The organism is Pseudochrobactrum algeriensis (genome assembly GCF_018436245.1).
In the GTDB taxonomy this organism is placed as follows: Bacteria; Pseudomonadota; Alphaproteobacteria; order Rhizobiales; family Rhizobiaceae; genus Pseudochrobactrum; species Pseudochrobactrum saccharolyticum.
Genome location: NZ_CP075361.1, coordinates 1,151,917 through 1,173,589, shown reverse-complemented (window position 1 = coordinate 1,173,589; position 21,673 = coordinate 1,151,917). Strand labels below are relative to the sequence as shown.

Here is a 21,673-nt window from a genome sequence, read left to right as displayed (position 1 = left end):
CTTACCGCTCCACCAATGCCATTTTCGCGTTAAACCAGTTCATAAATGCAGAGGTAATGAGGCTGATGCCGAGATAAACCGCCATCCAGATCGCCACAACTTCTACCGCCTGTCCTGTCTGGTTAAGCACTGTACCGCCGACAGCCATCAAATCCGGATAGCCGATAGCAATCGCCAGAGACGAGTTTTTCGTCAGATTAAGATATTGGCTCGATAAAGGCGGAATGATAATCCGCATCGCCTGCGGCACGACAACAAGGCGCATCGCCTGCGGTCTGCGCAGACCCAAAGCTGCGGCTGCCTCTGACTGCCCCTTGCTAACCCCTTTGATACCGCCGCGCACCGTCTCCGCGATGAAGGATGCCGTATAGAATGACAGGGCCAGATAAAGTGCCAGAAACTCAGGTTTTACCTGTGTGCCGCCGGTCAGATTGAATGATCCAAGCTTCGGAATATCAAAGCTGACAGGCATTCCCGTGATGAAAAATGCGAGTGCCGGCAATCCGATAATCAGTGCCAAAGCAACACGCCAGAACGGAAAAATCTGCCCTGTTTTTGCCTGACGCAAACGTGCCCAGCGATGAATAACAAAGGCTGCAATAACAGCGGCAACGAAAGCCGCAAATATAAGCCATGCATTCTCGCCCCAGATTATGGACGGAAAGAAAAACCCGCGCTTGTTCAGATAAGTATCAAACGGCAAAGCATAGCTGCCGCGCACTTCCGGCAGAACCGACAATACGCCGAAATACCAGAAGAAAATCACGAGCAATGGCGGGATATTACGGAAAGTCTCGACATAAATGGTACAGATTTTGGCGATAAGCCAGTTCCCCGAAAGACGTCCGATACCAACCAGAAACCCGATAACCGAGGCTGTAATGATACCCAGTACAGCAACGTAAAGCGTATTCAGAAGACCGACCACAAAGGCCCGTGCATAGTTGGAATCCGCATCATAACTAATCAGCGACTGGCTGACGTCGAAACCTGCGCGACTTTTCAGAAAGTCAAAACCGGATGCAATGTTCAGCCTCTGCAAATTTGCGGCTGTATTTCCTATTATCCAATAAATCAAAGCAAAAACTGAAATAAAAACAACCGCCTGATAAAATAATCCGCGCATTTTCGGATTATTCAGGAGGGAAACTTGTGTTTCCTGTCGCTTGCCGGTTACGGCGCTTTGATCTGCCATGCGCACCTCATGCTCTGCTGTCAGATATTTAACCAGATATTTGAAAAGCCCCCTGCGCCTTTTCACCTATAGCCGGATTATCAAGTTATAAATTTCAGACAGGGATTTCGGCCATATCGGCAGGTACCTTAAATAGCGGTACAATCTTTCAGCTATCTTTTGTTTTTATTGCACGTCAAAAAGCGTTTCATGCTCAAGCTATTTGCTTATACGCGTATCTGACCCGAAAACCGGTCCCCGCTTTTCGGATACGCTCCGGACGGCACAAAATTACAATGTTTCAATTATATTTCAGGTACAGAAAGCTATCCTGCACCACATGATGTGGTGCAGGTGCTTATTCTGATTATACGCCGATATTAGCGGATTGGTATACCATATTGCAGACCACCTTTGGTCCACAGCGCGTTAATACCGCGGGCAATTTTCAGCGGGCTTGTTGTGCCGATATTGCGTTCAAAAATCTCGCCGTAATTGCCGACATTTTTAACAATCTTCACAACCCAGTCATTATCAAGACCCAGATCGACGCCGATCTTGGTTTCAGCTTCTGTTCCGAGAAGACGTTTGATTTCAGGTGAATCAGACTTCATCATCTCTTCAACATTAGCCTGCGTAATACCGGCTTCTTCCGCATTCAAAAGTGCGTTATGAACCCAGCGCGCCACATCGGCCCATTGTGCATCGCCCTGACGGACAACAATACCGAACGGCTCTTTGGAGATGATTTCCGGAAGAACGACGTGATCGTCAGGGTTGGAAAGCGCCAGACGCACACCGTAGAGGCTGGACTGATCCGTTGTGTAAGCATCGCAACGGCCGCTGTCATAAGCAGCATTGGCCTCTTCGATTTTCTCAAAGACGACCGGATTATATTCCATTTTATTGGCCTTGAAATAATCGGCCATGTTCATTTCAGTTGTTGTACCTGCCTGAACGCAAATTGATGCGCCGGACAGCTGCAATGCTGATTTAATATCCGGAAGTTTCTTACTGTTGACCATAAAGCCCTGGCCATCATAGTAATTCACACCGGCAAATTCCAAGCCGAGGGATGTATCACGGCTGATTGTCCAGGTTGTGTTGCGGATAAGAATGTCGATTTCACCGGATTGCAGCGCAGTAAAGCGCTCCTTGGCATTCAGCGGTGTAAATTTAGCCTTGGTTTTGTCCCCGAAAATAGCCGATGCCACAGCACGGCAATAGTCAACATCGAAACCAGACCATTCCCCCTTATCATTCGGGGCGGCAAAACCCGGCAGACCCGTATTGGTGCCGCATTGTACAAAGCCTTTTTTCTTCACATCATCCAATGTGCCGGCAATTGCTGCAGAGGTTGTAACGGTCAAAGCAGCCACGCCGGCCAATTTGAGTAAAGTTGACTTTTTCATATGATGCTCACCCTCATTATCGTTAAACTTATTATCAGCATTCAAAAATCAATTTCGGCATTCTGTCATATCCGGCAAAATCTGAACCGGATCTGCTTTTTGTTTTGACAGCCTGATATCCGGCTTTAACCGGTTTAGTTCAGCCTGTGATCCGCAAGGCGGAAACGGGATGCGTCTAAAACTGTGCCTATCGAAAGCTATTATTTTCGACAGGTCAAGGGTCCAAACACGGAAAATTGTTCAGCCCGCTCCGCGAACACAGCTTGCCCTGCCTCAAAAACCTTAACTTAAGCGCCTTGCAGCTTGATTCTTCTGCTGATTATATTTTTCAGTTCAGGAAATAGCTGCCCTTCCCCGAGACGGAACAGCAGACCCGATTGCGCCAGAAACCGCGCCAGAATCAAGGTGGTAACCGTGCCGATGGCAAAGCCGGTCACCACATCACTCGGATAATGCGCCTGAACGAAAACACGGCTTGAAGCAATCAGCGCCAGACCTGCATAGGCAAAGAACCGGTAACGCGGAAACCACAGCGCCAGCAGCGTGGCCAGCACAGCTGCCGTACAGGCGTGACCGGACGGAAAACTGACATAAGCATGGCTGAAATCAAACGGCTTGAAACCAAAAGGCCCTGCACTATCAATAAGAAACGGGCGCGGTCTGCCGACAAAATATTTGAGAATATTCACGATCAGTCCGGCACCCAGAATCGCAGAAATACCGAACAGGCTTTGACCGGCAATCGTGCCCAGACGATTATAATTTTGCAGAAGTTCAGGAATTTTAAGGCCATAGCCTTCCTGCCCGCGCAATCTGTGCCGTCTCACCAGACAGACAGCAATAATGACGGTGAATAATGCAACATAGGGAGCGGCCAATACGAGATTCGTCAGCGATTTCAGAATCTCTACAGGCAACCACTGCACGGAAACGGCAAGGCGTGACAAATCCCCGTCAAAAGGTAAAAGCAACCCCGCACCCGCAATCATAACCAGCAGAAACAGCATCAGCTGATACGACCACAGATTGGTCGCGCTCTGATCTGCCCTTTCATATTCAGCCTGTTGCCCGGATTGCGCCTTACGCCGTGCCAGCCCCGCCTGAACAGAGGTTCTCAATTCTGAAAATTCATATTTTAAACTCATAAAACTCTCACACCGCAACTGCTGCAATCAATAAAATTGTTCATCTCTTACTATGCTGTAAATCCGTTTTACCGCTTCTCATAAAGAAAGCATAAGGTTTCAGGACAAAGCACAAAGATTATGCTCTAGTCGCAACTGTCATTTTCCGGCTTATTGCAGAAAATGAAAAACGGCACTGTTAACACGCTGAAAACACAAATATTTTCAGAAAAAGCGATTCCGTTTCAGCACAAATAACGAAGACTCACACGAGACAATACAGACTAACAGGCAGCAGGAGGCGTTTTTATGGTCAAATCAGAAAAGGGTACGGGGGAATTAGGGATCAACACAATGCTTACCCATTGCGGGAATGATCCTTATGCATATCACGGCTTTGTCAATCCGCCGGTTGTGCGCGCTTCGACTGTCCTGTTTCCGGATGCTGCGACCATGGCAACGGAAAACCAGAAATATACCTATGGCACGCATGGCACACCGACAACGGACGCTTTATGCAGTGCGATTGACGAACTGGAAGGTTCCGCAGGTACTCTGCTCGTTCCGTCCGGTCTGGCTGCCGTTACTGTGCCGCTGCTGGCTTTCCTGAAAGCCGGCGACCATGTGCTGTTCGTTGATACGATTTATAATCCGACACGCCGCTTCGCAAACACACTACTGAAGCAATATGGTGTTGAGATCGAATATTATCCGCCACATATCGGTGCGGATATTGCCGGCCTCATCCGCCCGAATACACGCGTCGTTTTCACAGAATCACCCGGCTCCAATACATTTGAAATTCAGGATATTCCGGCAATTGTCGAAGCTGCACATCAGCACGATATCGTCGTGATGATGGATAATACATGGGCAACGCCTCTTTATTTCAAAGCGCTTGATTTTGGTGTGGACATTACAATTCATGCCGGAACGAAATATCCTTCAGGACATTCCGACATTCTGTTCGGCATGATTTCCGCGAATGAAAAATGCTGGAAACAGCTGGAAAACGCCTATACCGCCCTTGGCATGTGCGTAAATTCCGATGATGCCTATCAAATTCTGCGCGGTCTGCGCAGCATGGGGCTACGCCTCAACCATCACCAGCAAAGCGCTCTGACGATTGCCCGCTGGCTGGAACAGCAGCCTCAGATTGCCCGTGTGCTACACCCTGCACTGGAAAGCCATCCGGATCATGCCTTGTGGAAACGCGATTTCAAAGGTGCCAGCGGTGTTTTCTCTGTGGTTCTCGCTTCAGGCGGCAAAGAAGAAGCCCATAAATTGCTCGATACACTGAAACTATTCGGCCTCGGCTATTCATGGGGCGGCTACGAAAGTCTGGCCGTGCATGTTCAGCTCGGTGACCGGACAGTTGCTGCAAAGAGCTATGAAGGTCCGGTGATCCGTCTGCAAATCGGGCTTGAAGATACGCAGGATCTTATTGACGACCTGCAACAGGGACTTCAAGCGGCATTTGCAGCCTGATAATCCGTAAAATACGGAAACTTCTAAAAGCGGAGACAAAACAGTGCTTTTGTCTCCGCTTTTATAGTGTGACATTCATGCATTTTTGGTTGGAAGTGCCGTTTTGCCTCTTGCGCTCCTGCCTTGAAAATTCTAGACACATCTTATCCTTTGAGGATAGCGGAGCGTAGCGCAGCCTGGTAGCGCACCTGATTTGGGATCAGGGGGTCGGAGGTTCGAATCCTCTCGCTCCGACCATGACAAATACTGAATATTATAGTGAAATTTGTCTCTCGTTTAACAGACCAGCAAATATAAGATTTGACGGTCGCTTTTGTGCCCTGAGGTATATGAATATGGTTGCCCGTATTTATCGTCCAGCCAAGACTGCCATGCAATCCGGTAAAGCCAAGACCGAAGCCTGGTTTCTTGAATATGAGCCTGAAGTAGCCCGTAAAATTGAACCGCTGATGGGTTATACTTCTTCCCGTGATATGAAAAGACAGATCCGCATGAGCTTCGAGAGCCTCGAAGAAGCGATCGCTTATGCGCAGAAATACGGCATTGCCTACCGGATTGAAGAGCCTAAAGAAGCCAAACGCCGCAAAGTGTCTTACACGGATAATTTCCGCTTTGACCGCCAGCAGCCTTGGACTCACTAATTATATACCGCTTTCAGAATATGCGGTCCCGTAGCTCAGCTGGATAGAGCACCGGCCTTCTAAGCCGACGGTCACTGGTTCGAATCCAGTCGGGATCGCCATATAAATCAATACCTTATTGATATTGCGACAAAGGCTGGTTTACAGCTTTTTTCTACCGGTTTACATTTTTATTCATTTTCTGTTCTCACGGTCACCACCCACATTAACAATTCACAGCAATTCACAGCCCCGTCAGGCCATGAATAATCCCTGTTGACTCTTTCGCATTATGAGAACATTTGTAGAACAAATTAGTAATTATTAAAATTTTTACCCTGCTTTTGCGCACTCGTTTGCGCCACGGAGGAGTGCGCCTAAATGGGCAACTGGAAAACCAATTACAGGGTCAGTGATTTATCTGACACTCAAAAGCTGGAAATGATCTGCAGGAAATGCAGCAGGCTTGTTTACATCAACAAGGCCACGATCTGCACAGCCAAAGGTCGTGAACAGCTCTATCTGGATGAGATAGAGAAACGCGCCCGATGCAATGCACGAGGCTGCAAAGGTCAGATGCGTATGGCCATGGTTCGGCTGGATGAAATTTCCGGCTTTACCGGAGGGCTGGCATAATGCCAACCTTGCGCAGCTTAAGTCATCTTGACCTGCTGCGGCTTACCTGCGGAGGCTGCGGACGGATCAGAGATATACCATCGCGATTCATGGCCATGATGTGCGGGGAAGAAACAGAAATACTCACTATGCCACGTCGAATGAGGTGCCATGTCTGCGGTTATCGCGGTAAGAGTAGCGTGGACATCCTTGTCGGTCAGGTCGATCTGCAGGGAGCGTATTTTATTTATCAGGAAGATGACGGTATGAGGAGATTATTTTGAATAAGGACTCAGCACAATGAGCGATGATACCCCGCCATGGGAAAACAAACCGGCCAAACAGGAGGCACTCTATATCCACTGGTGTATGCACGAGGGTTGTAAGAAATGGGGTGGCTGGGGATTTAACGGCCGGTATGGCGTCGAATGGTTCTGCTTTGACCACAAAGAGGACGGCAATAAAACAGTTAAGTGACTTACATATACTGACGTTCTATAGACTGCTGTTTTAATTCTCCAACATGAGGGATTGACCAACTCATATTGGGTCGTACTGCTTAAATTCAACCACAACTTAAAATTGATAGAAATAAAATTAAAAACTAATGATTGACAAAAAATATTAATAGTCCATATTGATGTTATCGATATTTTACTTGTTTAGCTTTGCTTTTTGCGCAGCATCTGCGCCCTTAACGAACCTTTCATCTCAAAAATCGCTATCATACTCGTAACGCTATCCTGCGTTATGAGCACCTTATGTTGCTATGAAAGGGTTCATTATGACCACCGGCACTGTTAAATGGTTTAATTCCACAAAAGGCTTCGGCTTCATTCAGCCTGACAACGGCAATGCAGACGTATTTGTTCACATTTCAGCCGTTGAACGCGCTGGCATGCGTGAAATCGTTGAAGGCCAGAAGCTCGGTTACGACCTTGAGCGTGATAATAAGTCAGGCAAAATGTCAGCTTGCAATCTGCAAGCAGCATAACTTGGTGTAACTCACTCCTTTGACCACGGATGTACTGGCACTGGAGAGAATACACATAATGAGAGGTCAGGCATTTTTGTCTGGCCTTTTTTATTTCTCACATCAAGATTGGCTACCAGATGAAATCAATGCATAGCTTATTACGTCAAAATGCAGAAATTGCCTTTGAGAAAACGCAGCTTCAAAGCAGTGTTCATGCACGTATCTCCGATGAAATCGAAGAAAATGTGAAACTTCGTGATGAGAAGACCGCGCGATTAAAAGCACAAAGACTTGCTCAAGCGGCGATCACTCCACCGTTAAAAACAAAGAAAACGAAACCCACGAGTATCGTTAAGGCACATTAAAACCACCCTTTAGCATGAAGCTGACAACTCCAAGGATCAGAGCGCTTATTATAAGCCAAACGACCTTCGCCAGAGTATCACTCACACCGGATATCTTCTTTTCCAGATCATTGAACCGGTTGTCCATGTGCTTCCACTGCTCATCTTTGCGTGCATCTGCGATTTCAGACTGAACCTGAAACTTCTCCAGAACCACAAGGCGCGGGAGAATACCGGTCAGCTGCTGCTCAAGATTTACAACGCGGGAACGAAGATCGAAATCATTCTCTGTTGGCGACATTACCAGCACCCCGCCTTGTTTCCGTAGGCATTGTGACCGGCAATGCCTTTGCCCGCGCTCTGGTCATTACCTGCCATATAGACAGCTGTTTCTGGCTTAAGGCTGATTTTCTGCCAGCCTGCGCAATTGTTCGCACTGGTCGCGCACCCCGCCAAGCTCAACACACAGAGCAACGCTGTCCATATTGTCGATTGTTTCATTAATCCCTGCCCTGTTCTGGATTGCCTGTGTCACGGCTTGCGCGACTTTGAGCGCCGCATCTTGTTTGCCGTCATGAATGCCAAGCGCATAAAAAAAGAGGCCTGAAACTGCCCCTCCGATTACCGCACCTGTGATATGTTGAAAGCTGATCCTCATGCCGCCTGATCCTGCATGCGCTTGATGAGGAAATAAACACCGGTGGCAAATGCTCCGATCATGATAATTGCAAGCGCCCACTGCATCGGACCCGAGCCGGAAGCCATGCCGCCAAGACCAGATAAAAGGCCGCCAATTGATGCCCATGCCTCTGGCTTTTTAAATGTTTCCATGAGAGATTGATCTTTGGGGTTGGCTTTAGCCGGAGCTGAAGGCGCATCATCAACGAGAACGACGCCTTGGTGAAGTCCGCGTGCTTGAGCTTCCACACTGATCACCCGCTTTTGCCAACCCCGCCCGAATGTCGGCCATGTTTTCAGGGTTTTCATGAACCGGAGGCGTTCAGCAGCATAAGCTGCAATAAGATCGCCCTTAAAAGCCTTCACTGCAGCAACCGTCTGGCCGCCAACAATGCCGTCCGCAGTTACACCGACCACGCGCTGCAGTGATTTGACCGCCTGAGCGGGGCCGCTGTTCACGCCATAATCGAATGCCATGAAATCGATACCGACCGGCAGCAGATCACCGCCGGATTGCACCCAATACGAGCGCCGGTAAATCTCGATGGCTTCTTCCTTGGATAAGGCTCTAACCTGTGCCGGTGTAACGCTGGCAACACCGCGATGCGCGGCCAATGTCCTGTGAGTAATGCCGTATTTCGTGGCACCGCCCGGGTCTTTCGGATTATTTACATATCCACCCTCATGACCAAACATCAGGTCAAGCGCGGTCGTTAAGGTCTCACGCATAGCGTTCCTTTCTAAAAATACCCTTGAAATGAAAAATTCACTCACTAAATCGAACGCGTCACACCAACACATCGTTCGTATTAAGGAGGTTTTTGTGAGCGACCGTTTGTTTGACAAACCCGTTTACGTTAAAAATGGACGTTATTTAACGTTAGAGATTGCCTGTGTTCACGATGCCCTTATGTTCCTACACGAATGGCCAGAAAATGATCGCGATTTGATATATGACACAGCGTGGAAAGCATGCTGCGACGCACATGATGGTATAAAGCCACTGATTACGGCGCAAAATGCGATTAAAGGCTTTGCCCGCAAGCGAGGTATTCTTGATATACCCACCGCCCCCATACCTTGGGCAGTTGAAAAATCATCAAATAGTGGGCAGTTACCTGCTTAACTAAAATTTGTGAGTAAGTCTGAGAGGTATCGTGCTCGGCTTACTCACTGCAATAAATACCTCTTCAAAGGCAGATAAAATTATTAATGAGAGAGCAATAGTCAGGCAGTTAAAGCTTGCTGCCACATTGCATCAAGCTGTTCCTGCGTTAATGACAGATGAGCAGCCACTTGATTAAGCAACGGGTGCAAACGCCGGTATTCAGAAGCGTCTTGCCACTCGATTACAGCTTAATCACCCATTGCGAGAATAGCCGCGTCGATTTCTGCTGCTGTCGTGATCGTTCCCGCCTCGATCTGTGCCAGCACTTGAGCCTCAAGCGCGAAGCAATTCAAAACGTGGGTCGAAACCGCGTTGCTGATCGCGACGATCATCGCCGCGTCAAGCGTGACGAAAGTACCGTCCGCACCCTTCCACTGTGTCGTGAAATTCGGGTCGGCTTCCGCTGCAACGCGAGCGCCGGAGATCATGATCTTTGAGCGGTCGTCGGTGTAAATCACCAAGCCGCTTAAAGTGATCCCGCCGACCTCTTTCTCCCACCGCTTTTGCGCGGCGTGTTCAACAAGGTCTGGCGCGGGTTCCGTATAAGGCTCAATAGCATTGCCCGCACTTTCCCACTCCGCAATCATGACGCGGTGACGGTTCCCCATATCATCCGGCACGGTCATAACCTGATCGTCAATGGTGGCAATGATGGAACCTTGCTCGGTAAATTTTGCACTTGTGATGTTCATTTTAAAGCTCCGCGTCCAACAGAATATCGGAAATACCAATCAGGCCGCTTGGATTAGGAAATGCTATAAGCACCACCCAATCTTTACCAGCTTCAACAGACCAACCGCTGCCAGTATTTCCTGTAAATGAAACCACTGTTGGGTTAGTACGCATCTCAGTCATTACTTGAAAAGATCTAATAGGCTCTGCTGCAACTCCCGCTGCTTGAGTATTAATTCCAGTTATTCGTTTGAAATACCGTTGGCAAAGCGCTATCTCCTGCTGAATATGCCGCAGTGAGAATGGATCAGCTTCGGCGGCGGCATCGCCTTCTACAAGCGAGACATGTCCAATAGTTACGTCACCGGCAGAATTACCCAAAGCAGCAACATCAGCTACTCCAGATGTGGCCCCGACGTGGAGCCATAAAAGCACTGACAGATACCCCTCCGCCGTCCATGACTGCCCAGCGTGATTAGGGATATCGACAATAATGTCAAATCGCTTCATCGTTGTGGTTAGGCTTAACACTTTACCGCCGAACACACGCAATGGGGAGCCTCCGGAGTAGTTCTGCCGAAAGCTGACCCCCATTTGCCTCGGAGAGTTTGCTTTAGCATAGAAGGTAAGCGTTGCCTTTTTGCCGGCGAGCGTCCTGATGCCTTCTATGCGCTGCTCTTTTGCGCAAAATCCACTGTCTGAAACAGTGGTTATTGTCATTTTAGAGTAGTAGCTTGGATTGCCGGAGGCTTCAGGAACCGTGCCCGTGATTGCCCTACTGTTACTTCCGAGCGTCCCACCATTAAACCAGTTGTGCCACCGATCATCAGAACCGTACCCACTAATTGATTGGGAGACGTTACGCTGCCAGATATCAAAATCGCCGTTGATGATCTTGTTGCGGAAGCCAGCGAGTATTCCTGCTCCGAGGTTGGCGCGGGCCTGTCCTGCTTCTGCCTCAGATAAAGTCTGCGCGGTAAAGCTCACTTTTCCACCTAATGCATCAGCAATCGCACCAGAACTCGCCATTTGTGCTTCTGTCTTATTTGGCACATTACCAAGGCCGACTTCGGAAGGTGTGTGAGTATGTGCTGACGGCGGGAAAGTCGCAGGCTTGCCCGACAGATCGTCGTAACTGCCAGTCGTGGCCACCGTTGCAAGTGCTGGTGTTTTGTCCGCATCCGCAGGAATGCCTGCAAGCTTTGTCCGCTCAGCTGCGGTCATAACTTTGGCAGCTGTCGTTTCAGCCATATTCCCCATACTGAAAGCATCTGCGGCTTTATTGGTTGGGTCATATGTTGCTCGGAACATGTCACCACCGCCGGATGGGTCAACCCATACACCGCCACGGGTTAGCAGCGCTCCGCCTGCTGTTGAGCCGGTAGCATCAATATCTGTGGTCGCCACTTTGCTTTTTGTAGCCAGAGCACCAAGATCAGACAGCTGGACGGCAGTGTCAGCTTTTGCGCCCTGCGCTGCGGTTGCTTTTCCATCCAGTGCAGTTTGCGTTGCCGTCGACACTGGAAGCGTGAGAGTCGTAAAGCCCTGTAGTTTCGCACTGTCGGCAGCTTGAGCACCAGTATCAAGCTTTGTAGCCAGTCCAGCAGTCAGTTCCGCCTTCGTTGCAAAATTAGCGATTGCTGGCGGCTGCACGGCTGTGTCAGCTTTTGCAAGAGACGCAATGCTTGCGGCGTTCAGCGCCACTGTCCGGTCAGCGGCGAAGTCCCCTCCACCCGTCAGCCCTGCACCGGCAGTAAGCTTTCTTGAAGGTTGAACAGCAGTATCTGCCAAAGCCAGCGAGGCGAGTGAGGTGGAGGACAGAGCAAGAGCGATATTTGCAGCCAATGTACCGCCACCGCTCAGCCCCGCTCCGGCAGTTACAGTGATGCTTTTCTGAGCGGCATTAACGATACGGGCATCGTCACCCGCCGTAACAGTTCCCGCAGTCGTGCCAACATTCAGCCCCGAAGCACTACCAAGCGAAGGCTTGTTCAGCAAATCGTCATAGCGACCTGAAAAGCCCACGGCGGAAACCTGTTCAGGCTGCACTGCCGTATCTGCCTTCTGCCCCTGCTCTTTGGTCGCGGCATCAACAATGCCATATCCGGCAAGGGTGGTAGACTTATCGGCCTTGTCTGCAAGCACAGGGAAAAGCTTATCAGGCGTGATAGCTTTACCGGCTTCTACGCCAGTGCGAATTTCACCCTCAGATGCGGTGGGAATGTCAAATTGATGGGTATGATATGGAATATCAACCATGCGTCACCTCTTATAAACCAGCCGCAGCAAGGCGGGCTTCGAGTTCTGTAATTCGGTCAGTGAGCGGCTTCAGAAGCCCATCTAACGGCGCATGCACCTGTTGCCCGTTTGCCAGCAACAAAACGCGTATGCTTCTCGTGTCTGCGACACCGGAAATTGCCTGTGGAGTTGGTGATGTTTTTTCCATCACAGCACCCGTATGATCTTGTTCTTGATGATGGTTGGCTGAACGATGTTGTGAGGCTGGTTCCCGCCCTTATAATTCGTCTCAAAATAGTGGGAATGCTCACCAGCTTCGTCTGTCGCTGACTTGCTGTTGCCTCCGGTACCAGATGGACGGTCGCCGCCGTAATTCACGTTCGTGGCTGCGCCTGTATAATGGTGCCAGTGCCTGCCGGATTGATTGGTATTGCCTTCATGCCGGTGACTTGGCATCTGCGCTTCCGTCAGTACATGAGTTTGCGAGCCACCCACAGCGCCAAGAACATCACCGTCAACCCCACCGTACGCAGCGGTGAGCCTGCCGGTTCCGCGATTAATGCCAGCTACAACGCGCCCCCGACTATCAGGGATATTGAAAGTCGTCGTACCGTTTCCAGCTCCCCATTTTGTGCCAAGAACAGCGAACAATGCCGGATAGGTTGTACGCGATAATTCGCGTCCGTCCTCAAACATCCAGCCTTCCGGCTCCGTATCGCCATTCCATTCGATTGTTCCGCCGACCGGTACAACCATATTATAGAGCTTCGGGTCATAGGCCTGCACATCTGTACCGATCACGACATTGAGAAAGGCTTTCAGTGCCTGCTTGTCGGCCAGATCGGCCATAAGCTGTCGGATCGAATTGTTGATATTCGATGGAGCACACCCCTCGGCAATGTTAATTCCGTTAATGGCCGTGTTGTTTGACGGTGTGGTGCTATAATCTTTGATCGGCATTATGCGCGTCCTTGTTTGATGGATGCCACAAGCGAGGCGAGTGCGTTGGACTGGTTGGGAGAAACGCCGGAGAACTGAACCGGCGAAAACGGCGATGCTTCCGGTTGTTGCTGACCGAAGGCTTGCAAAAGCGCATTCAAACTAGATTGCGTGCGGCTTGGTTCTGATGCTGCTGCGGCTTCTGCAAAAGCCGGAACTGGCTCACCCGTTATTGGTGCAGGAGCTGGTGCTGTTTGCTGTGGGTTCGCTGATGCGCTCGGCAGAGGTAAAGCAGACTGTGAAGGCAGAGCGCTGGCAACCAGTGCCGGATCAGGCTTGCCGCCGCGTCTGCTCGCAAGCTCAATATGCCAGTTCTCATTTGAAAGCGGGAAGGCCAATCCAAACCGGCCGGCATTCTCATGCGCCCATGTCGTTGCTGATGGATCGAGGTATTTCAGATCGACGGCATGACCATGATTGTGATTGGATCGCCCCGGAGGCGCTACCCACTTCCTCGCTTTTTCCGGTGATCCGTATTTCTGCAACGCATCCTGCCATAGCTGTGCCTGCCGTTCAGGAGAACGAAAGCCGGAAGTAATGCGCAAATGCTGTGCAATCTCCGGCGGCGCAGCCGCAAACATATTGGACAGTGCAGAAGCAAAGCCTTGATCCAGTCCTGAGAAGCTATCAGGCCGCATCGCCCCTCCGACAGCGTACTTTTTGAAGTCAAAGGCCATAGCTTTCTCCAATAAAAAAGCCCCGCATAAGCGAGGCTGTGGACATGGTGCAGAATTGATTCAAGTATCACGAGATTAAGCGGAGGAAGAATCATGGTTCACACTGGTATTTGCGAAGCTATCCGCGCAAAGAAAATTATAAGCTTCGTATACAACGGGAAAATTAGAACCGTTGAGCCCCACCTTTACGGGTACGATGCAGACGGCGACCTATCGCTGTATGCTTGGCAACTTCAGACAGGAAGCGGCGAAGGCTGGCGCCAGTTTCACGCTTCCAATATATCCGGTATGTCCATAACTGAACGAAATTTTCTACAGCCTCGTATAGACTGGAAGCCGTATAAAATCGGCGTTTCACGGGTTTTGTGTAGTCTGTAAAACCACCGCAGTCACATTTCATCGGGAATTTTGCTGGTAGCCGATGTAAGGCACAGCACGACCAATGTTGCTTAAACATGGCGCTTCCATTCCTTTCAGGATTGAGTATTGTATTTTCATGCAAATTGACCACGATCCAACTAAGGCCGACGAATGAGTAAGCTCGCCATCTTGCAAGTTATGTTATTAAGGCTTTGGCATGATAGATTTTATTAAGGGGTTGCTTTATACGGCTGCTGCACTTGTGCTATTTATTGCTGGAGTATTGGCTACATTTGCTTATTCCTCAGCAGCAGCCTCCGATAATTTTGATAGTTGTCAAGCGCGTGTGCTAGAGCATAAATTAGACGGGACTAGAGCGATAGATTTCTCTGATCGATGCATGGGATCATTTGGATACCGTAAATCATCAAATTGCATTCAAGATTTATATCCAGTTTCTTCATGCTATTTTCCAAGATGGGTATTTTGGGCAGAATGAACCAAATAGACCACGAACCCAAAACCATTGAGCATATTCCAAACGACAAACGCCTCCCAAAATGGATTTGGAAGGCGGGGTTTGCTTTGATTGCTCTGTTATGGGCTGCCCAATGGTACATTGATGGATTTGACTGGGATCAGCTTATGCTTGGCTTAGGGACTGGTATAGTATTAATGGGTTGGGTCATGGAAAGAACCGGCGGTGAAATCCCCGCCTCATGGCGTAGCAAGTCGCCCCGCCAATAATCCACCTTGCGCATTTACCAGAGCAGTTAACAAGCTACGGCTTTGCGTAGTTAATGGCTGGCTTATGATCTGCCGAGCCAGATAGTTCTGCATTGGCTTTGACATAAGTGTTTTTCCGGCAAGATATGGCGCTGCCAGTCCAGCCGCCATTCCCACCGGTCCACCAACTGCCCCGCCTCCCCCTCCGAGAACGGCTGCAGTCACGCCCTGAGATGCAATACGCTGAGCAGTTCCTGAATTTGGCAATGGCGACATTGCAGCCTGACCCGCCTTCACGAGATCGGTGAAATCGCTTTTGCCTGTTGCAAATGCAAGCCCATTCTTACCCTTGCTTGCCGCCTGAGCGAGTTTTGCTGGTGTGATATAACCTTGACCGCCCGCCTCACCAGCACCACGCGATGCATCCGCAACTACTCGGAAATTCCCCCAATGCTTGCGTAGCTGCTTCCACGTCCCCAAGTCGGATGGGTTTGTTTTCTGAATAGACCGCTCCATCGCGTCATCAAGGGCATTACGCAAGCCACGATAAGCACCTGCCAGCATATCATCATTGCCACGAGCTGATTGTGCAAGCTGAGAAAGATCAGACCGAGCCTGCTGATACCACTGCCCAGAAGCGTTTCCCTTGTTCCTCATGAACTCGTTAACAATATCAATGCGCACCTTATCAAACACAGGCTTTTTAAGGGCATCTAGCTTTTCACCGTATCGGTTCATTGTTCTTGAGATATCGTTGACCATCCCGCGGTCAATGCTGATCGTGTTACGAGCTGATAAGTCTTGAAATCCCTGTGATAACCGTTGTTCAAGCGCTCCTAAATTATCAGGGCTTGCCAGACCAGACCCTCCAGCCCTGCGCATTGCTGCATCGGTGAACGCTCTAGCCTGCTCATCCATGAGATCGGCGGCCTTTGCCCCACCCAATTCACTTTCTCGATATTGCAACCACTTACTGCCGGTCTTCTGACCAGCAGAAAGAGGGACGCCCTCATTGCTAAGAGTTTGAACGGCGGCGGCACGCTCTGGAGAGGTTGCAAACGGGGCGCGAGCTTTATTGTACAATGACGATGCGCCGGATATTGCAACGGGAGTTAGCGCCCCTATACCAAATCCAAGTCCGCCTCCTGTTTTTGCTCCCTGTAGCCTGCTGTCCGTCCCTTCCCCCGCACCGAAGCCATAACCGGCACCAAGGGCAGCGCCTTCTGCGCCGGATGCAAGAGCAACTGCCGGAAGTTTAGCGCCGGAATTGATCGCTGCATTGGTTGCGGACAAGCCACCCTTTGCCAGTCCGATGCCAGTTCCGAGCGCACCGCCAATCTGTCCGCCATAATAGGCGACAGGATTATCCTCGGATGCTCGACGTTCTGCCTCACGCATTCGCGCAAGGTTGTAATCGTAGTCGCCACCAAACGGCACTGACAGCGCGGCACTGGCCTCGTCCAGCATGTTCAAGCCTGCACCCTGCCCGACACCAAGTGCAAGAGCATTGGCTCCACCTTGCGGAATGTTTGGATTAGCAGGGCTGCGCAAATCTTCCATCTGACCGGTTGTGGGATTGAGCACCATGCCTTCCGGCGGTTGACCAAATGTGCCATCAGGATTGGCTTGTGGTTGCGCCGCCCGCTGCGCTACTTCTGGGAACTTAGACGCGATCATATCTCGGATCTGTTCGCGTGGCATATCATCCGGAAAACGCACCTGCGTTCCGTCTGGCATCTTTACGATGGGCATGATTACGCCTCACTGTTTGAAGTAATCGGAGAAATCCACGGTGCTCGATACCGGTGGCGCGCCAGAACCGGAAGGCAGGTTTTTCCTTGCCCGTTCCATGCCCTGTTTTACAATTTTTTCATAATCCGCAAGAGCATCAAGGAACCCCTGCTCTGACATAGCAGTGTTCATTCGCGTTACAGCAGCCGTTGCTGCGGCGCCTTCGTTATTTGAGAGAGCACCAAGCCCCTTCATCTGCTGAATTGCAGTTAGGAACGCTCCGGATTTCGCCTGCTCAACTTTCTGCGAAAAATCATACCCACCGGTGCCCCAGACATTATTCAAAACGGCTGATGCACCTGTGCCGCGTTCCCGATATGGGTCGTTTCGAATATTATCAATCAGATCGAGTGCATTCTGAGCAGTCGTAAAATCCCCCTCAGCAGAGGTCTCCCGCTCACCAGATGTCTTGCCAAGCACTTTTTCTTTCTCAGCATTTGCAAGATTTTTAGGAACGGAGCCAATAATCTGACCGGAGCGCTTGTCCTTAATGGCATAACTATCACCAAGATCGATTTGTTCAGTACCGGACGAAATATCAAACCCGCTTGTATCGACCTGCTTGAAAGAACCGTTTTTACCAAGAACGCCCAAAACTGGTTTGCCCTGATCATCCTGCCCCCAAATAGGATTAAGACCATATTCAGTAGCCCCACCACCGTTGTTTTTCTCCCACTCGAATTTCTCGCGGGCGAGTTGGTCAGACGGTGAAAGCTGAGGGTTTTCAAGTTTCTGAATTTCCAGTTCCATCTTGCGCTGTTGCAGTGCCTGCATCGGATCAACACCTTTGCGCATGGCGATCAGATAGGCGTTGAGAGAAGCGCGGTCACTGGCAACGGCCTGCGCTTCGCTTTCATCCATCCCTTTGCTTTTCAGCCATTCAACAGTCTTGTTCTGGATTTTCTTCGTTTTCCTGTCCTGATTACCGGCGGCAATCATCTGACTGCCTTTTGACAGGCTGTCCTGCATAGTACCGCCCATGCCCCAGCCCAGAAACATATCGCCTAATCGCTGACCAAAATCGCTTTCGCCAAACTTGGACAGGCCATCAAAAAAGCCGCCAGATTTGGACTGTGGCGGCTGTGCTGGCATTGATGGGGATGTTGAGTGTGTCGGCATTGGGTCAACCGCTCGCGGCACCTGTGCGACCTGCTGTTGCAACACATCTATTGGTGCAGATAATGGCGGGGCTGGCTGCTGTGCCGCCTCCGCGCCTTGCAAAAGCATGTTCGGATTTGGTCGCGGCGCAAACTGTTGCGGTTGACCGGTGAGGAATGGCGCGAGCAAATTGCCGATGGTTTCGCGCTGATCCATAAAACTTGTAAGAAGATTGCGCATTATACTTGTCCACCTTTCCCCATGATCTGGGCGATATAGGCTGAGAGCGGGTTCCCCTGCTGACCGCCTGCCATCTGTACCGGTGAGAACTGTGCTTTGGGCTGGTTCTGTCCGATCTGGGCAAGCAAATCCTGCCTGCTCTTTTCTGCGTCCGTCATTTCAGAGCGATACTTACCGAGTTTGCCGCCGCTCATGTCCTGCAAGGCTTGAGAGAACATATTGCGGTTCTCCGGCGTGCCAGCAATTGCCTGCTGAAAACTTTCCAGTTTGTCACCGATCCCACTGAGAAATCCACCGCTGGCGGCAGCTGTTGGTTGAGCAATGGTGTTCATAGCGCTGCCTGCGCCTTTCAAAGCATTAAACATGCGCCACCACCTCCATGTTAATGCCGAGAGCGTCGTAATTGACCGCCAAATAGCCGTCATCTTCCAACACAACCGCATCCGGATACTTATCGGCCACATCATGCGCCATCAGGCCACGGAAGCGTGTGGGTTCGCCCATATAATTGAATTCATACATTGGCAGCCCATTCTCATAGGCGCCGGTGTGTTCAATATTTTCTTTGAGCCGCGCGTCAGATTTCATGAACAACGAACCGACAGCACCAAGCGCACCAAGCGGATTAGACGGCTGATTGACCGTCTGAACATTAGTGCCATAATTGCCCGCAGAACCAGCAGCAGCACTCTGCAACAGGCCGAGCCGCGTCCAGTCCTTCATATCCTCTGCCTGCCACTTGGCATAATCGGCCTGCAATTTATCCTGAGCGTTCTTATCCTGTAGCTGCCCTGCACCGATCTGTGCCTGACCACGACCAAGCTGCGCGGCATCCACACCAAGCTGGCTCTGAATAGACTGCGCATTGGCTGCATCAATCGCGCCAACAGCCTTGAACTGATTGTCCATTGCACGGTTGTAATCGCTCTCCAACCCTTGCAGCAGCATATTGGTGGTGTTCTTGCCAAGCACATCGGTGTTCGCGCCGGAGCCATAGCGCCCCGATCCGGCAAACTGGCTCTGGATCAGATCATTGGCTGAGCTGATTTCATTGTTCAACCGCTCACGATAATAGGGATTACCCTCTTTGAGATATTTGCCGGAGGCATAATCTTGCAAATTGGATTGCGCACTGGTTGGCTGTCCGGCCTGCTGTTTCAGCGCGCCATAATCCGCGCCACCATTCATGACGCTACCAATACCGGACTGCGTATTGGCTCCAAGATCGGCAACGGTCTGGCCTTGATAGACATTGCCACCTTTACCGCTGTTATAAAGATCCATTGCCTCGCTGGCAGACTTTTGAAACAAAGGAGCCGCCCATGCAGGCGGCTTATTCTCGGTTGTCTGTGTCTGTGAGCCGCCTTTTTTACCCATTATGCAAGTCCTTTCCGAAACATTGCCAGCTCAGCGCCGTAGCCCTGTTTTGCTAATGCACGTTTCCAGCCCAAGCGGCCAAGAACGCTGCATTCATGGCAACCCTGATCACGGCCATATTGTTCGATTTTTTCAATCAATGGCGTGCTGTCCAAACCATCTTCACCGGCCAGTACCGTCACCATGATTGTGCGGTGATCTGTTGCCTGATTATGTTTGATTTCAGTGAGCACAAAGGAAACATATTCCTCGCCATCGAGGATCAGCCATAGCTGGCGCTCACCTGACAGGATTTCCTTCATCAGGGATTTGATTTCGATATCTTTGGGAAACCGCGCTACCATTCGCTGCATAGAGGCGGTGATTTGTCGGCCATAATGCGCAATACGCTCCGGCGGCCAATCGTTTGTCAGATGAATGTCGAGTGTCATTTCATACCTGCCGTGCTGATTTTGGTTTCAATGCCTTGCGCATGCGTCCAGATTGAACCGGCAGGGATGCGAACTCTAACTTTATGAAACCGCGAACGGGACATGCGACGATACATGCCGGTGCGTGAGGATGGCGCTTGCTCATCCTGCCAGCGAAAAGCTTCTGAACGGCGAAAGCGTGAGCCAATCGCCAAGCGGGCATCATCTGTATCGGCAATCAGATAGGTTTCATGAATACGTGTCACGCCGCCGGTGGTATCGCCGATCTCCTGTGTAGTAATCACGGCTTCCTGCGTCTGGCCGTTGAAGAAGCCAAGTGCCCCATCCGGTGTAAAAGCCGCCAGTACAGGCGAACCGCCCTGCCATGAACGGGCATCAAGCGAATAAGGCAGAGCATCAATCGAAGTTGAAACTGCGTCCAACCCTTCCAGCGTATAACCAAGTGTGGCAGCAGACATGAGCATGGATGCGGCAATATCAGCCTTTGTCCAACGACTGAGTACCCAATCATAGATATAAATCTGATTGTAATTCTCATTGCCGAAGCGCCGGATTGCAAAATAAACCCGCGAATAAAACGGGTCGACAACGCCCATGATTTCAGCAGTATCCGACCATTCCACCTGATCAAAAACCGTGCGGTCAACTTTTTCAAAGCCGATATTGGCCATAGAGCCGTCAGGAGCAATCTGGAAGAACCCGCCCTCGTCAGCATAAAAAGCCAGATTTGCACGCGACGCGATAGAAAGACGTGAACGCGCGCCGCGCTGATCATGAATTTTCTGAAAGGTGAATATCTCAACCGAGCCTGGAACAAAGGTCACCCGCCGGATTGCTTTTTCCTGAAACACAAGCGGGTTCGTCGCCTCAGTTGAACCTTGAACCACGCCACCATCAGGAAACTCCTGATAATCGCAATTCTTGCTACCAACAGTCCAGTGCTCTGCATCATTTAAACCAGACCACCATACACGGCGCGGATGCGCAGGCAGCCCCATCAAAGCAACAAAATCACCCCAGACCCGCACAATCGCAGCGCGGGGCGGATTCCCGCCAAGATCACGAAACAACGCCTGCCCAAGCTCAATCACCTGCGGATTGTCGTTTTCATTTACTGCAATCACAAAGTTGCCGAATTGTGCAAATGACCATCGTGCCTCTCGGCTGGCATTATACTGCGTGCCGGTCTTAGATATATTGACCCATCCCAGATCGGTATTATCCAGCCGAAAAAGCCCCGTTGCTGTGCCTGCAAAAATATAGGTGCCGCCCAGATCATCGCGCGCCATAAATCCACCGAGACAGGCAGTAGGCAGCGCTTGCGACAAAGGTTTGAACTGAGGAAACGGGATATAAGACCCGTCAGCGCAGAGCACATTGTTCACATCACCGGTGAAAGCTCCGTTCAGATCAGAAACATCGGGGCGAAATTCTGCAAATGGGATTGTTGGCATAGTTTAACCCC

Annotated in this window: 25 protein-coding genes and 2 tRNA genes; 10 read left to right on the top strand and 17 right to left on the bottom strand. The window is 50.4% G+C overall.

What is annotated here, in order from left to right; translation table 11 throughout:
- Nucleotide 1: 1 nt before the first annotated feature.
- The 3 genes from KHQ09_RS07485 to KHQ09_RS07475 form a co-directional block, all read right to left on the bottom strand.
- A complete protein-coding gene (locus tag KHQ09_RS07485; RefSeq protein ID WP_075655871.1) occupies nucleotides 2–1,195 on the bottom strand; it encodes an amino acid ABC transporter permease in 1,194 nt (397 codons plus the stop codon).
- 359 nt (nucleotides 1,196–1,554) lie between these two features.
- Nucleotides 1,555–2,586 (bottom strand): amino acid ABC transporter substrate-binding protein, encoded by a 1,032-nt coding sequence (locus tag KHQ09_RS07480; protein WP_028233512.1) that lies wholly within the window; start codon nucleotides 2,584–2,586, stop codon nucleotides 1,555–1,557.
- A gap of 287 nt (nucleotides 2,587–2,873) precedes the next feature.
- On the bottom strand, nucleotides 2,874–3,731 hold the full coding sequence (locus KHQ09_RS07475; protein ID WP_213597438.1) for a phosphatase PAP2 family protein: 858 nt from the start codon (nucleotides 3,729–3,731) through the stop codon (nucleotides 2,874–2,876).
- Between the two features lie 288 nt (nucleotides 3,732–4,019).
- Between KHQ09_RS07475 and KHQ09_RS07470 the strand changes: the two genes are divergently transcribed.
- From KHQ09_RS07470 to KHQ09_RS07435, 8 genes are all read left to right on the top strand, one after another.
- Nucleotides 4,020–5,198: a cystathionine beta-lyase gene (locus KHQ09_RS07470; RefSeq protein ID WP_213597436.1), complete on the top strand. Its 1,179-nt coding sequence runs from the start codon at nucleotides 4,020–4,022 to the stop codon at nucleotides 5,196–5,198.
- Between the two features lie 160 nt (nucleotides 5,199–5,358).
- Nucleotides 5,359–5,435 (top strand) — tRNA-Pro (locus KHQ09_RS07465).
- Nucleotides 5,436–5,533: 98 nt separating this feature from the next.
- Nucleotides 5,534–5,839 carry an ETC complex I subunit gene (locus KHQ09_RS07460; RefSeq protein ID WP_213597434.1) on the top strand — a complete coding sequence of 102 codons (306 nt, stop codon included), beginning with the start codon at nucleotides 5,534–5,536 and terminating at the stop codon, nucleotides 5,837–5,839.
- 24 nt (nucleotides 5,840–5,863) lie between these two features.
- Nucleotides 5,864–5,940 (top strand) — tRNA-Arg (locus KHQ09_RS07455).
- A gap of 259 nt (nucleotides 5,941–6,199) precedes the next feature.
- A complete protein-coding gene (locus tag KHQ09_RS07450; protein ID WP_213597432.1) occupies nucleotides 6,200–6,454 on the top strand; it encodes a hypothetical protein in 255 nt (84 codons plus the stop codon).
- A gap of 279 nt (nucleotides 6,455–6,733) precedes the next feature.
- Nucleotides 6,734–6,910: a hypothetical protein gene (locus KHQ09_RS07445; RefSeq protein WP_213597430.1), complete on the top strand. Its 177-nt coding sequence runs from the start codon at nucleotides 6,734–6,736 to the stop codon at nucleotides 6,908–6,910.
- A 307-nt stretch (nucleotides 6,911–7,217) separates the two neighbouring features.
- Nucleotides 7,218–7,427, top strand: coding sequence for a cold-shock protein (locus KHQ09_RS07440; protein ID WP_028233511.1), 210 nt, complete (start codon nucleotides 7,218–7,220; stop codon nucleotides 7,425–7,427).
- Nucleotides 7,428–7,555: 128 nt separating this feature from the next.
- Nucleotides 7,556–7,774: a hypothetical protein gene (locus KHQ09_RS07435; RefSeq protein WP_139316488.1), complete on the top strand. Its 219-nt coding sequence runs from the start codon at nucleotides 7,556–7,558 to the stop codon at nucleotides 7,772–7,774.
- Here the strand turns inward: KHQ09_RS07435 and KHQ09_RS07430 are convergent.
- The 3 genes from KHQ09_RS07430 to KHQ09_RS07420 form a co-directional block, all read right to left on the bottom strand.
- Nucleotides 7,761–8,054 carry a hypothetical protein gene (locus KHQ09_RS07430; RefSeq protein WP_022710445.1) on the bottom strand — a complete coding sequence of 98 codons (294 nt, stop codon included), beginning with the start codon at nucleotides 8,052–8,054 and terminating at the stop codon, nucleotides 7,761–7,763. The genes KHQ09_RS07435 and KHQ09_RS07430 overlap by 14 nt on opposite strands.
- Nucleotides 8,055–8,150: 96 nt before the next feature.
- Nucleotides 8,151–8,411 (bottom strand): hypothetical protein, encoded by a 261-nt coding sequence (locus KHQ09_RS07425; protein WP_213597428.1) that lies wholly within the window; start codon nucleotides 8,409–8,411, stop codon nucleotides 8,151–8,153.
- Nucleotides 8,408–9,160 (bottom strand): glycoside hydrolase family 108 protein, encoded by a 753-nt coding sequence (locus KHQ09_RS07420; protein ID WP_238481773.1) that lies wholly within the window; start codon nucleotides 9,158–9,160, stop codon nucleotides 8,408–8,410. The genes KHQ09_RS07425 and KHQ09_RS07420 overlap by 4 nt, the downstream gene beginning before the upstream one ends.
- 94 nt (nucleotides 9,161–9,254) lie before the next feature.
- Between KHQ09_RS07420 and KHQ09_RS07415 the strand changes: the two genes are divergently transcribed.
- Complete coding sequence (locus tag KHQ09_RS07415) at nucleotides 9,255–9,557, top strand: DUF982 domain-containing protein (RefSeq protein ID WP_213597426.1); 303 nt, start codon at nucleotides 9,255–9,257, stop codon at nucleotides 9,555–9,557.
- 230 nt (nucleotides 9,558–9,787) lie between these two features.
- Here KHQ09_RS07415 and KHQ09_RS07410 read toward each other — a convergent pair whose 3' ends face one another.
- Genes KHQ09_RS07410 through KHQ09_RS07390 form a run of 5 tightly spaced genes read right to left on the bottom strand, consistent with a single transcriptional unit; the run spans nucleotide 9,788 to nucleotide 14,146 of the window.
- Nucleotides 9,788–10,291: a DUF4376 domain-containing protein gene (locus KHQ09_RS07410; RefSeq protein ID WP_213597424.1), complete on the bottom strand. Its 504-nt coding sequence runs from the start codon at nucleotides 10,289–10,291 to the stop codon at nucleotides 9,788–9,790.
- A gap of 1 nt (nucleotide 10,292) precedes the next feature.
- Nucleotides 10,293–12,530 (bottom strand): hypothetical protein, encoded by a 2,238-nt coding sequence (locus KHQ09_RS07405; protein ID WP_213597422.1) that lies wholly within the window; start codon nucleotides 12,528–12,530, stop codon nucleotides 10,293–10,295.
- 10 nt (nucleotides 12,531–12,540) lie between these two features.
- Nucleotides 12,541–12,717, bottom strand: coding sequence for a hypothetical protein (locus tag KHQ09_RS07400; RefSeq protein ID WP_213597419.1), 177 nt, complete (start codon nucleotides 12,715–12,717; stop codon nucleotides 12,541–12,543).
- Nucleotides 12,717–13,469 (bottom strand): phage tail protein, encoded by a 753-nt coding sequence (locus KHQ09_RS07395; protein ID WP_213597417.1) that lies wholly within the window; start codon nucleotides 13,467–13,469, stop codon nucleotides 12,717–12,719. The genes KHQ09_RS07400 and KHQ09_RS07395 overlap by 1 nt, the downstream gene beginning before the upstream one ends.
- A complete protein-coding gene (locus tag KHQ09_RS07390) occupies nucleotides 13,469–14,146 on the bottom strand; it encodes a M15 family metallopeptidase (protein WP_238481585.1) in 678 nt (225 codons plus the stop codon). Before KHQ09_RS07390 ends, KHQ09_RS07395 begins: the two co-directional genes overlap by 1 nt.
- A gap of 616 nt (nucleotides 14,147–14,762) precedes the next feature.
- Here KHQ09_RS07390 and KHQ09_RS07385 point away from each other — a divergent pair.
- The gene (locus KHQ09_RS07385) at nucleotides 14,763–15,044 is read left to right on the top strand and encodes a hypothetical protein (RefSeq protein WP_213597413.1); all 282 of its coding nucleotides are present in this window, start codon (nucleotides 14,763–14,765) and stop codon (nucleotides 15,042–15,044) included.
- A gap of 218 nt (nucleotides 15,045–15,262) precedes the next feature.
- Here the strand turns inward: KHQ09_RS07385 and KHQ09_RS07380 are convergent, their stop codons facing one another.
- From KHQ09_RS07380 to KHQ09_RS07355, 6 genes are read right to left on the bottom strand one after another with little or no spacing between them, the layout of a single operon-like run.
- Nucleotides 15,263–17,023, bottom strand: a complete 1,761-nt coding sequence (locus KHQ09_RS07380; RefSeq protein ID WP_213597411.1) for a hypothetical protein — start codon at nucleotides 17,021–17,023, stop codon at nucleotides 15,263–15,265.
- A gap of 9 nt (nucleotides 17,024–17,032) precedes the next feature.
- Nucleotides 17,033–18,400, bottom strand: a complete 1,368-nt coding sequence (locus tag KHQ09_RS07375; protein WP_213597409.1) for a hypothetical protein — start codon at nucleotides 18,398–18,400, stop codon at nucleotides 17,033–17,035.
- Nucleotides 18,400–18,732 carry a hypothetical protein gene (locus tag KHQ09_RS07370; protein WP_213597392.1) on the bottom strand — a complete coding sequence of 111 codons (333 nt, stop codon included), beginning with the start codon at nucleotides 18,730–18,732 and terminating at the stop codon, nucleotides 18,400–18,402. Before KHQ09_RS07370 ends, KHQ09_RS07375 begins: the two co-directional genes overlap by 1 nt.
- Before the next feature lie 25 nt (nucleotides 18,733–18,757).
- Entirely contained in the window at nucleotides 18,758–19,777 is a 1,020-nt protein-coding gene (locus KHQ09_RS07365) for a tail fiber domain-containing protein (protein ID WP_213597381.1), read from the bottom strand.
- Nucleotides 19,777–20,208: a hypothetical protein gene (locus tag KHQ09_RS07360; RefSeq protein ID WP_213597379.1), complete on the bottom strand. Its 432-nt coding sequence runs from the start codon at nucleotides 20,206–20,208 to the stop codon at nucleotides 19,777–19,779. The genes KHQ09_RS07365 and KHQ09_RS07360 overlap by 1 nt, the downstream gene beginning before the upstream one ends.
- A complete protein-coding gene (locus tag KHQ09_RS07355; protein ID WP_213597377.1) occupies nucleotides 20,205–21,662 on the bottom strand; it encodes a hypothetical protein in 1,458 nt (485 codons plus the stop codon). Before KHQ09_RS07355 ends, KHQ09_RS07360 begins: the two co-directional genes overlap by 4 nt.
- Nucleotides 21,663–21,673: the final 11 nt, after the last annotated feature.

Excerpts from the sequence above, each read along its gene's own strand:
- KHQ09_RS07485 (WP_075655871.1), bottom strand. The coding sequence starts at position 1,195 with ATGGCAGATCAAAGCGCCGTAACCGGCAAGCGACAGGAAACACAAGTT.
- KHQ09_RS07480 (WP_028233512.1), bottom strand. The coding sequence starts at position 2,586 with ATGAAAAAGTCAACTTTACTCAAATTGGCCGGCGTGGCTGCTTTGACC.
- KHQ09_RS07475 (WP_213597438.1), bottom strand. The coding sequence starts at position 3,731 with ATGAGTTTAAAATATGAATTTTCAGAATTGAGAACCTCTGTTCAGGCG.
- KHQ09_RS07470 (WP_213597436.1), top strand. The coding sequence starts at position 4,020 with ATGGTCAAATCAGAAAAGGGTACGGGGGAATTAGGGATCAACACAATG.
- KHQ09_RS07460 (WP_213597434.1), top strand. The coding sequence starts at position 5,534 with ATGGTTGCCCGTATTTATCGTCCAGCCAAGACTGCCATGCAATCCGGT.
- KHQ09_RS07450 (WP_213597432.1), top strand. The coding sequence starts at position 6,200 with ATGGGCAACTGGAAAACCAATTACAGGGTCAGTGATTTATCTGACACT.
- KHQ09_RS07445 (WP_213597430.1), top strand. The coding sequence starts at position 6,734 with ATGAGCGATGATACCCCGCCATGGGAAAACAAACCGGCCAAACAGGAG.
- KHQ09_RS07440 (WP_028233511.1), top strand. The coding sequence starts at position 7,218 with ATGACCACCGGCACTGTTAAATGGTTTAATTCCACAAAAGGCTTCGGC.
- KHQ09_RS07435 (WP_139316488.1), top strand. The coding sequence starts at position 7,556 with ATGCATAGCTTATTACGTCAAAATGCAGAAATTGCCTTTGAGAAAACG.
- KHQ09_RS07430 (WP_022710445.1), bottom strand. The coding sequence starts at position 8,054 with ATGTCGCCAACAGAGAATGATTTCGATCTTCGTTCCCGCGTTGTAAAT.
- KHQ09_RS07425 (WP_213597428.1), bottom strand. The coding sequence starts at position 8,411 with ATGAGGATCAGCTTTCAACATATCACAGGTGCGGTAATCGGAGGGGCA.
- KHQ09_RS07420 (WP_238481773.1), bottom strand. The coding sequence starts at position 9,160 with ATGCGTGAGACCTTAACGACCGCGCTTGACCTGATGTTTGGTCATGAG.
- KHQ09_RS07410 (WP_213597424.1), bottom strand. The coding sequence starts at position 10,291 with ATGAACATCACAAGTGCAAAATTTACCGAGCAAGGTTCCATCATTGCC.
- KHQ09_RS07405 (WP_213597422.1), bottom strand. The coding sequence starts at position 12,530 with ATGGTTGATATTCCATATCATACCCATCAATTTGACATTCCCACCGCA.
- KHQ09_RS07400 (WP_213597419.1), bottom strand. The coding sequence starts at position 12,717 with ATGGAAAAAACATCACCAACTCCACAGGCAATTTCCGGTGTCGCAGAC.
- KHQ09_RS07395 (WP_213597417.1), bottom strand. The coding sequence starts at position 13,469 with ATGCCGATCAAAGATTATAGCACCACACCGTCAAACAACACGGCCATT.
- KHQ09_RS07390 (WP_238481585.1), bottom strand. The coding sequence starts at position 14,146 with ATGCGGCCTGATAGCTTCTCAGGACTGGATCAAGGCTTTGCTTCTGCA.
- KHQ09_RS07385 (WP_213597413.1), top strand. The coding sequence starts at position 14,763 with ATGATAGATTTTATTAAGGGGTTGCTTTATACGGCTGCTGCACTTGTG.
- KHQ09_RS07380 (WP_213597411.1), bottom strand. The coding sequence starts at position 17,023 with ATGCCCATCGTAAAGATGCCAGACGGAACGCAGGTGCGTTTTCCGGAT.
- KHQ09_RS07375 (WP_213597409.1), bottom strand. The coding sequence starts at position 18,400 with ATGCGCAATCTTCTTACAAGTTTTATGGATCAGCGCGAAACCATCGGC.
- KHQ09_RS07370 (WP_213597392.1), bottom strand. The coding sequence starts at position 18,732 with ATGAACACCATTGCTCAACCAACAGCTGCCGCCAGCGGTGGATTTCTC.
- KHQ09_RS07365 (WP_213597381.1), bottom strand. The coding sequence starts at position 19,777 with ATGGGTAAAAAAGGCGGCTCACAGACACAGACAACCGAGAATAAGCCG.
- KHQ09_RS07360 (WP_213597379.1), bottom strand. The coding sequence starts at position 20,208 with ATGACACTCGACATTCATCTGACAAACGATTGGCCGCCGGAGCGTATT.
- KHQ09_RS07355 (WP_213597377.1), bottom strand. The coding sequence starts at position 21,662 with ATGCCAACAATCCCATTTGCAGAATTTCGCCCCGATGTTTCTGATCTG.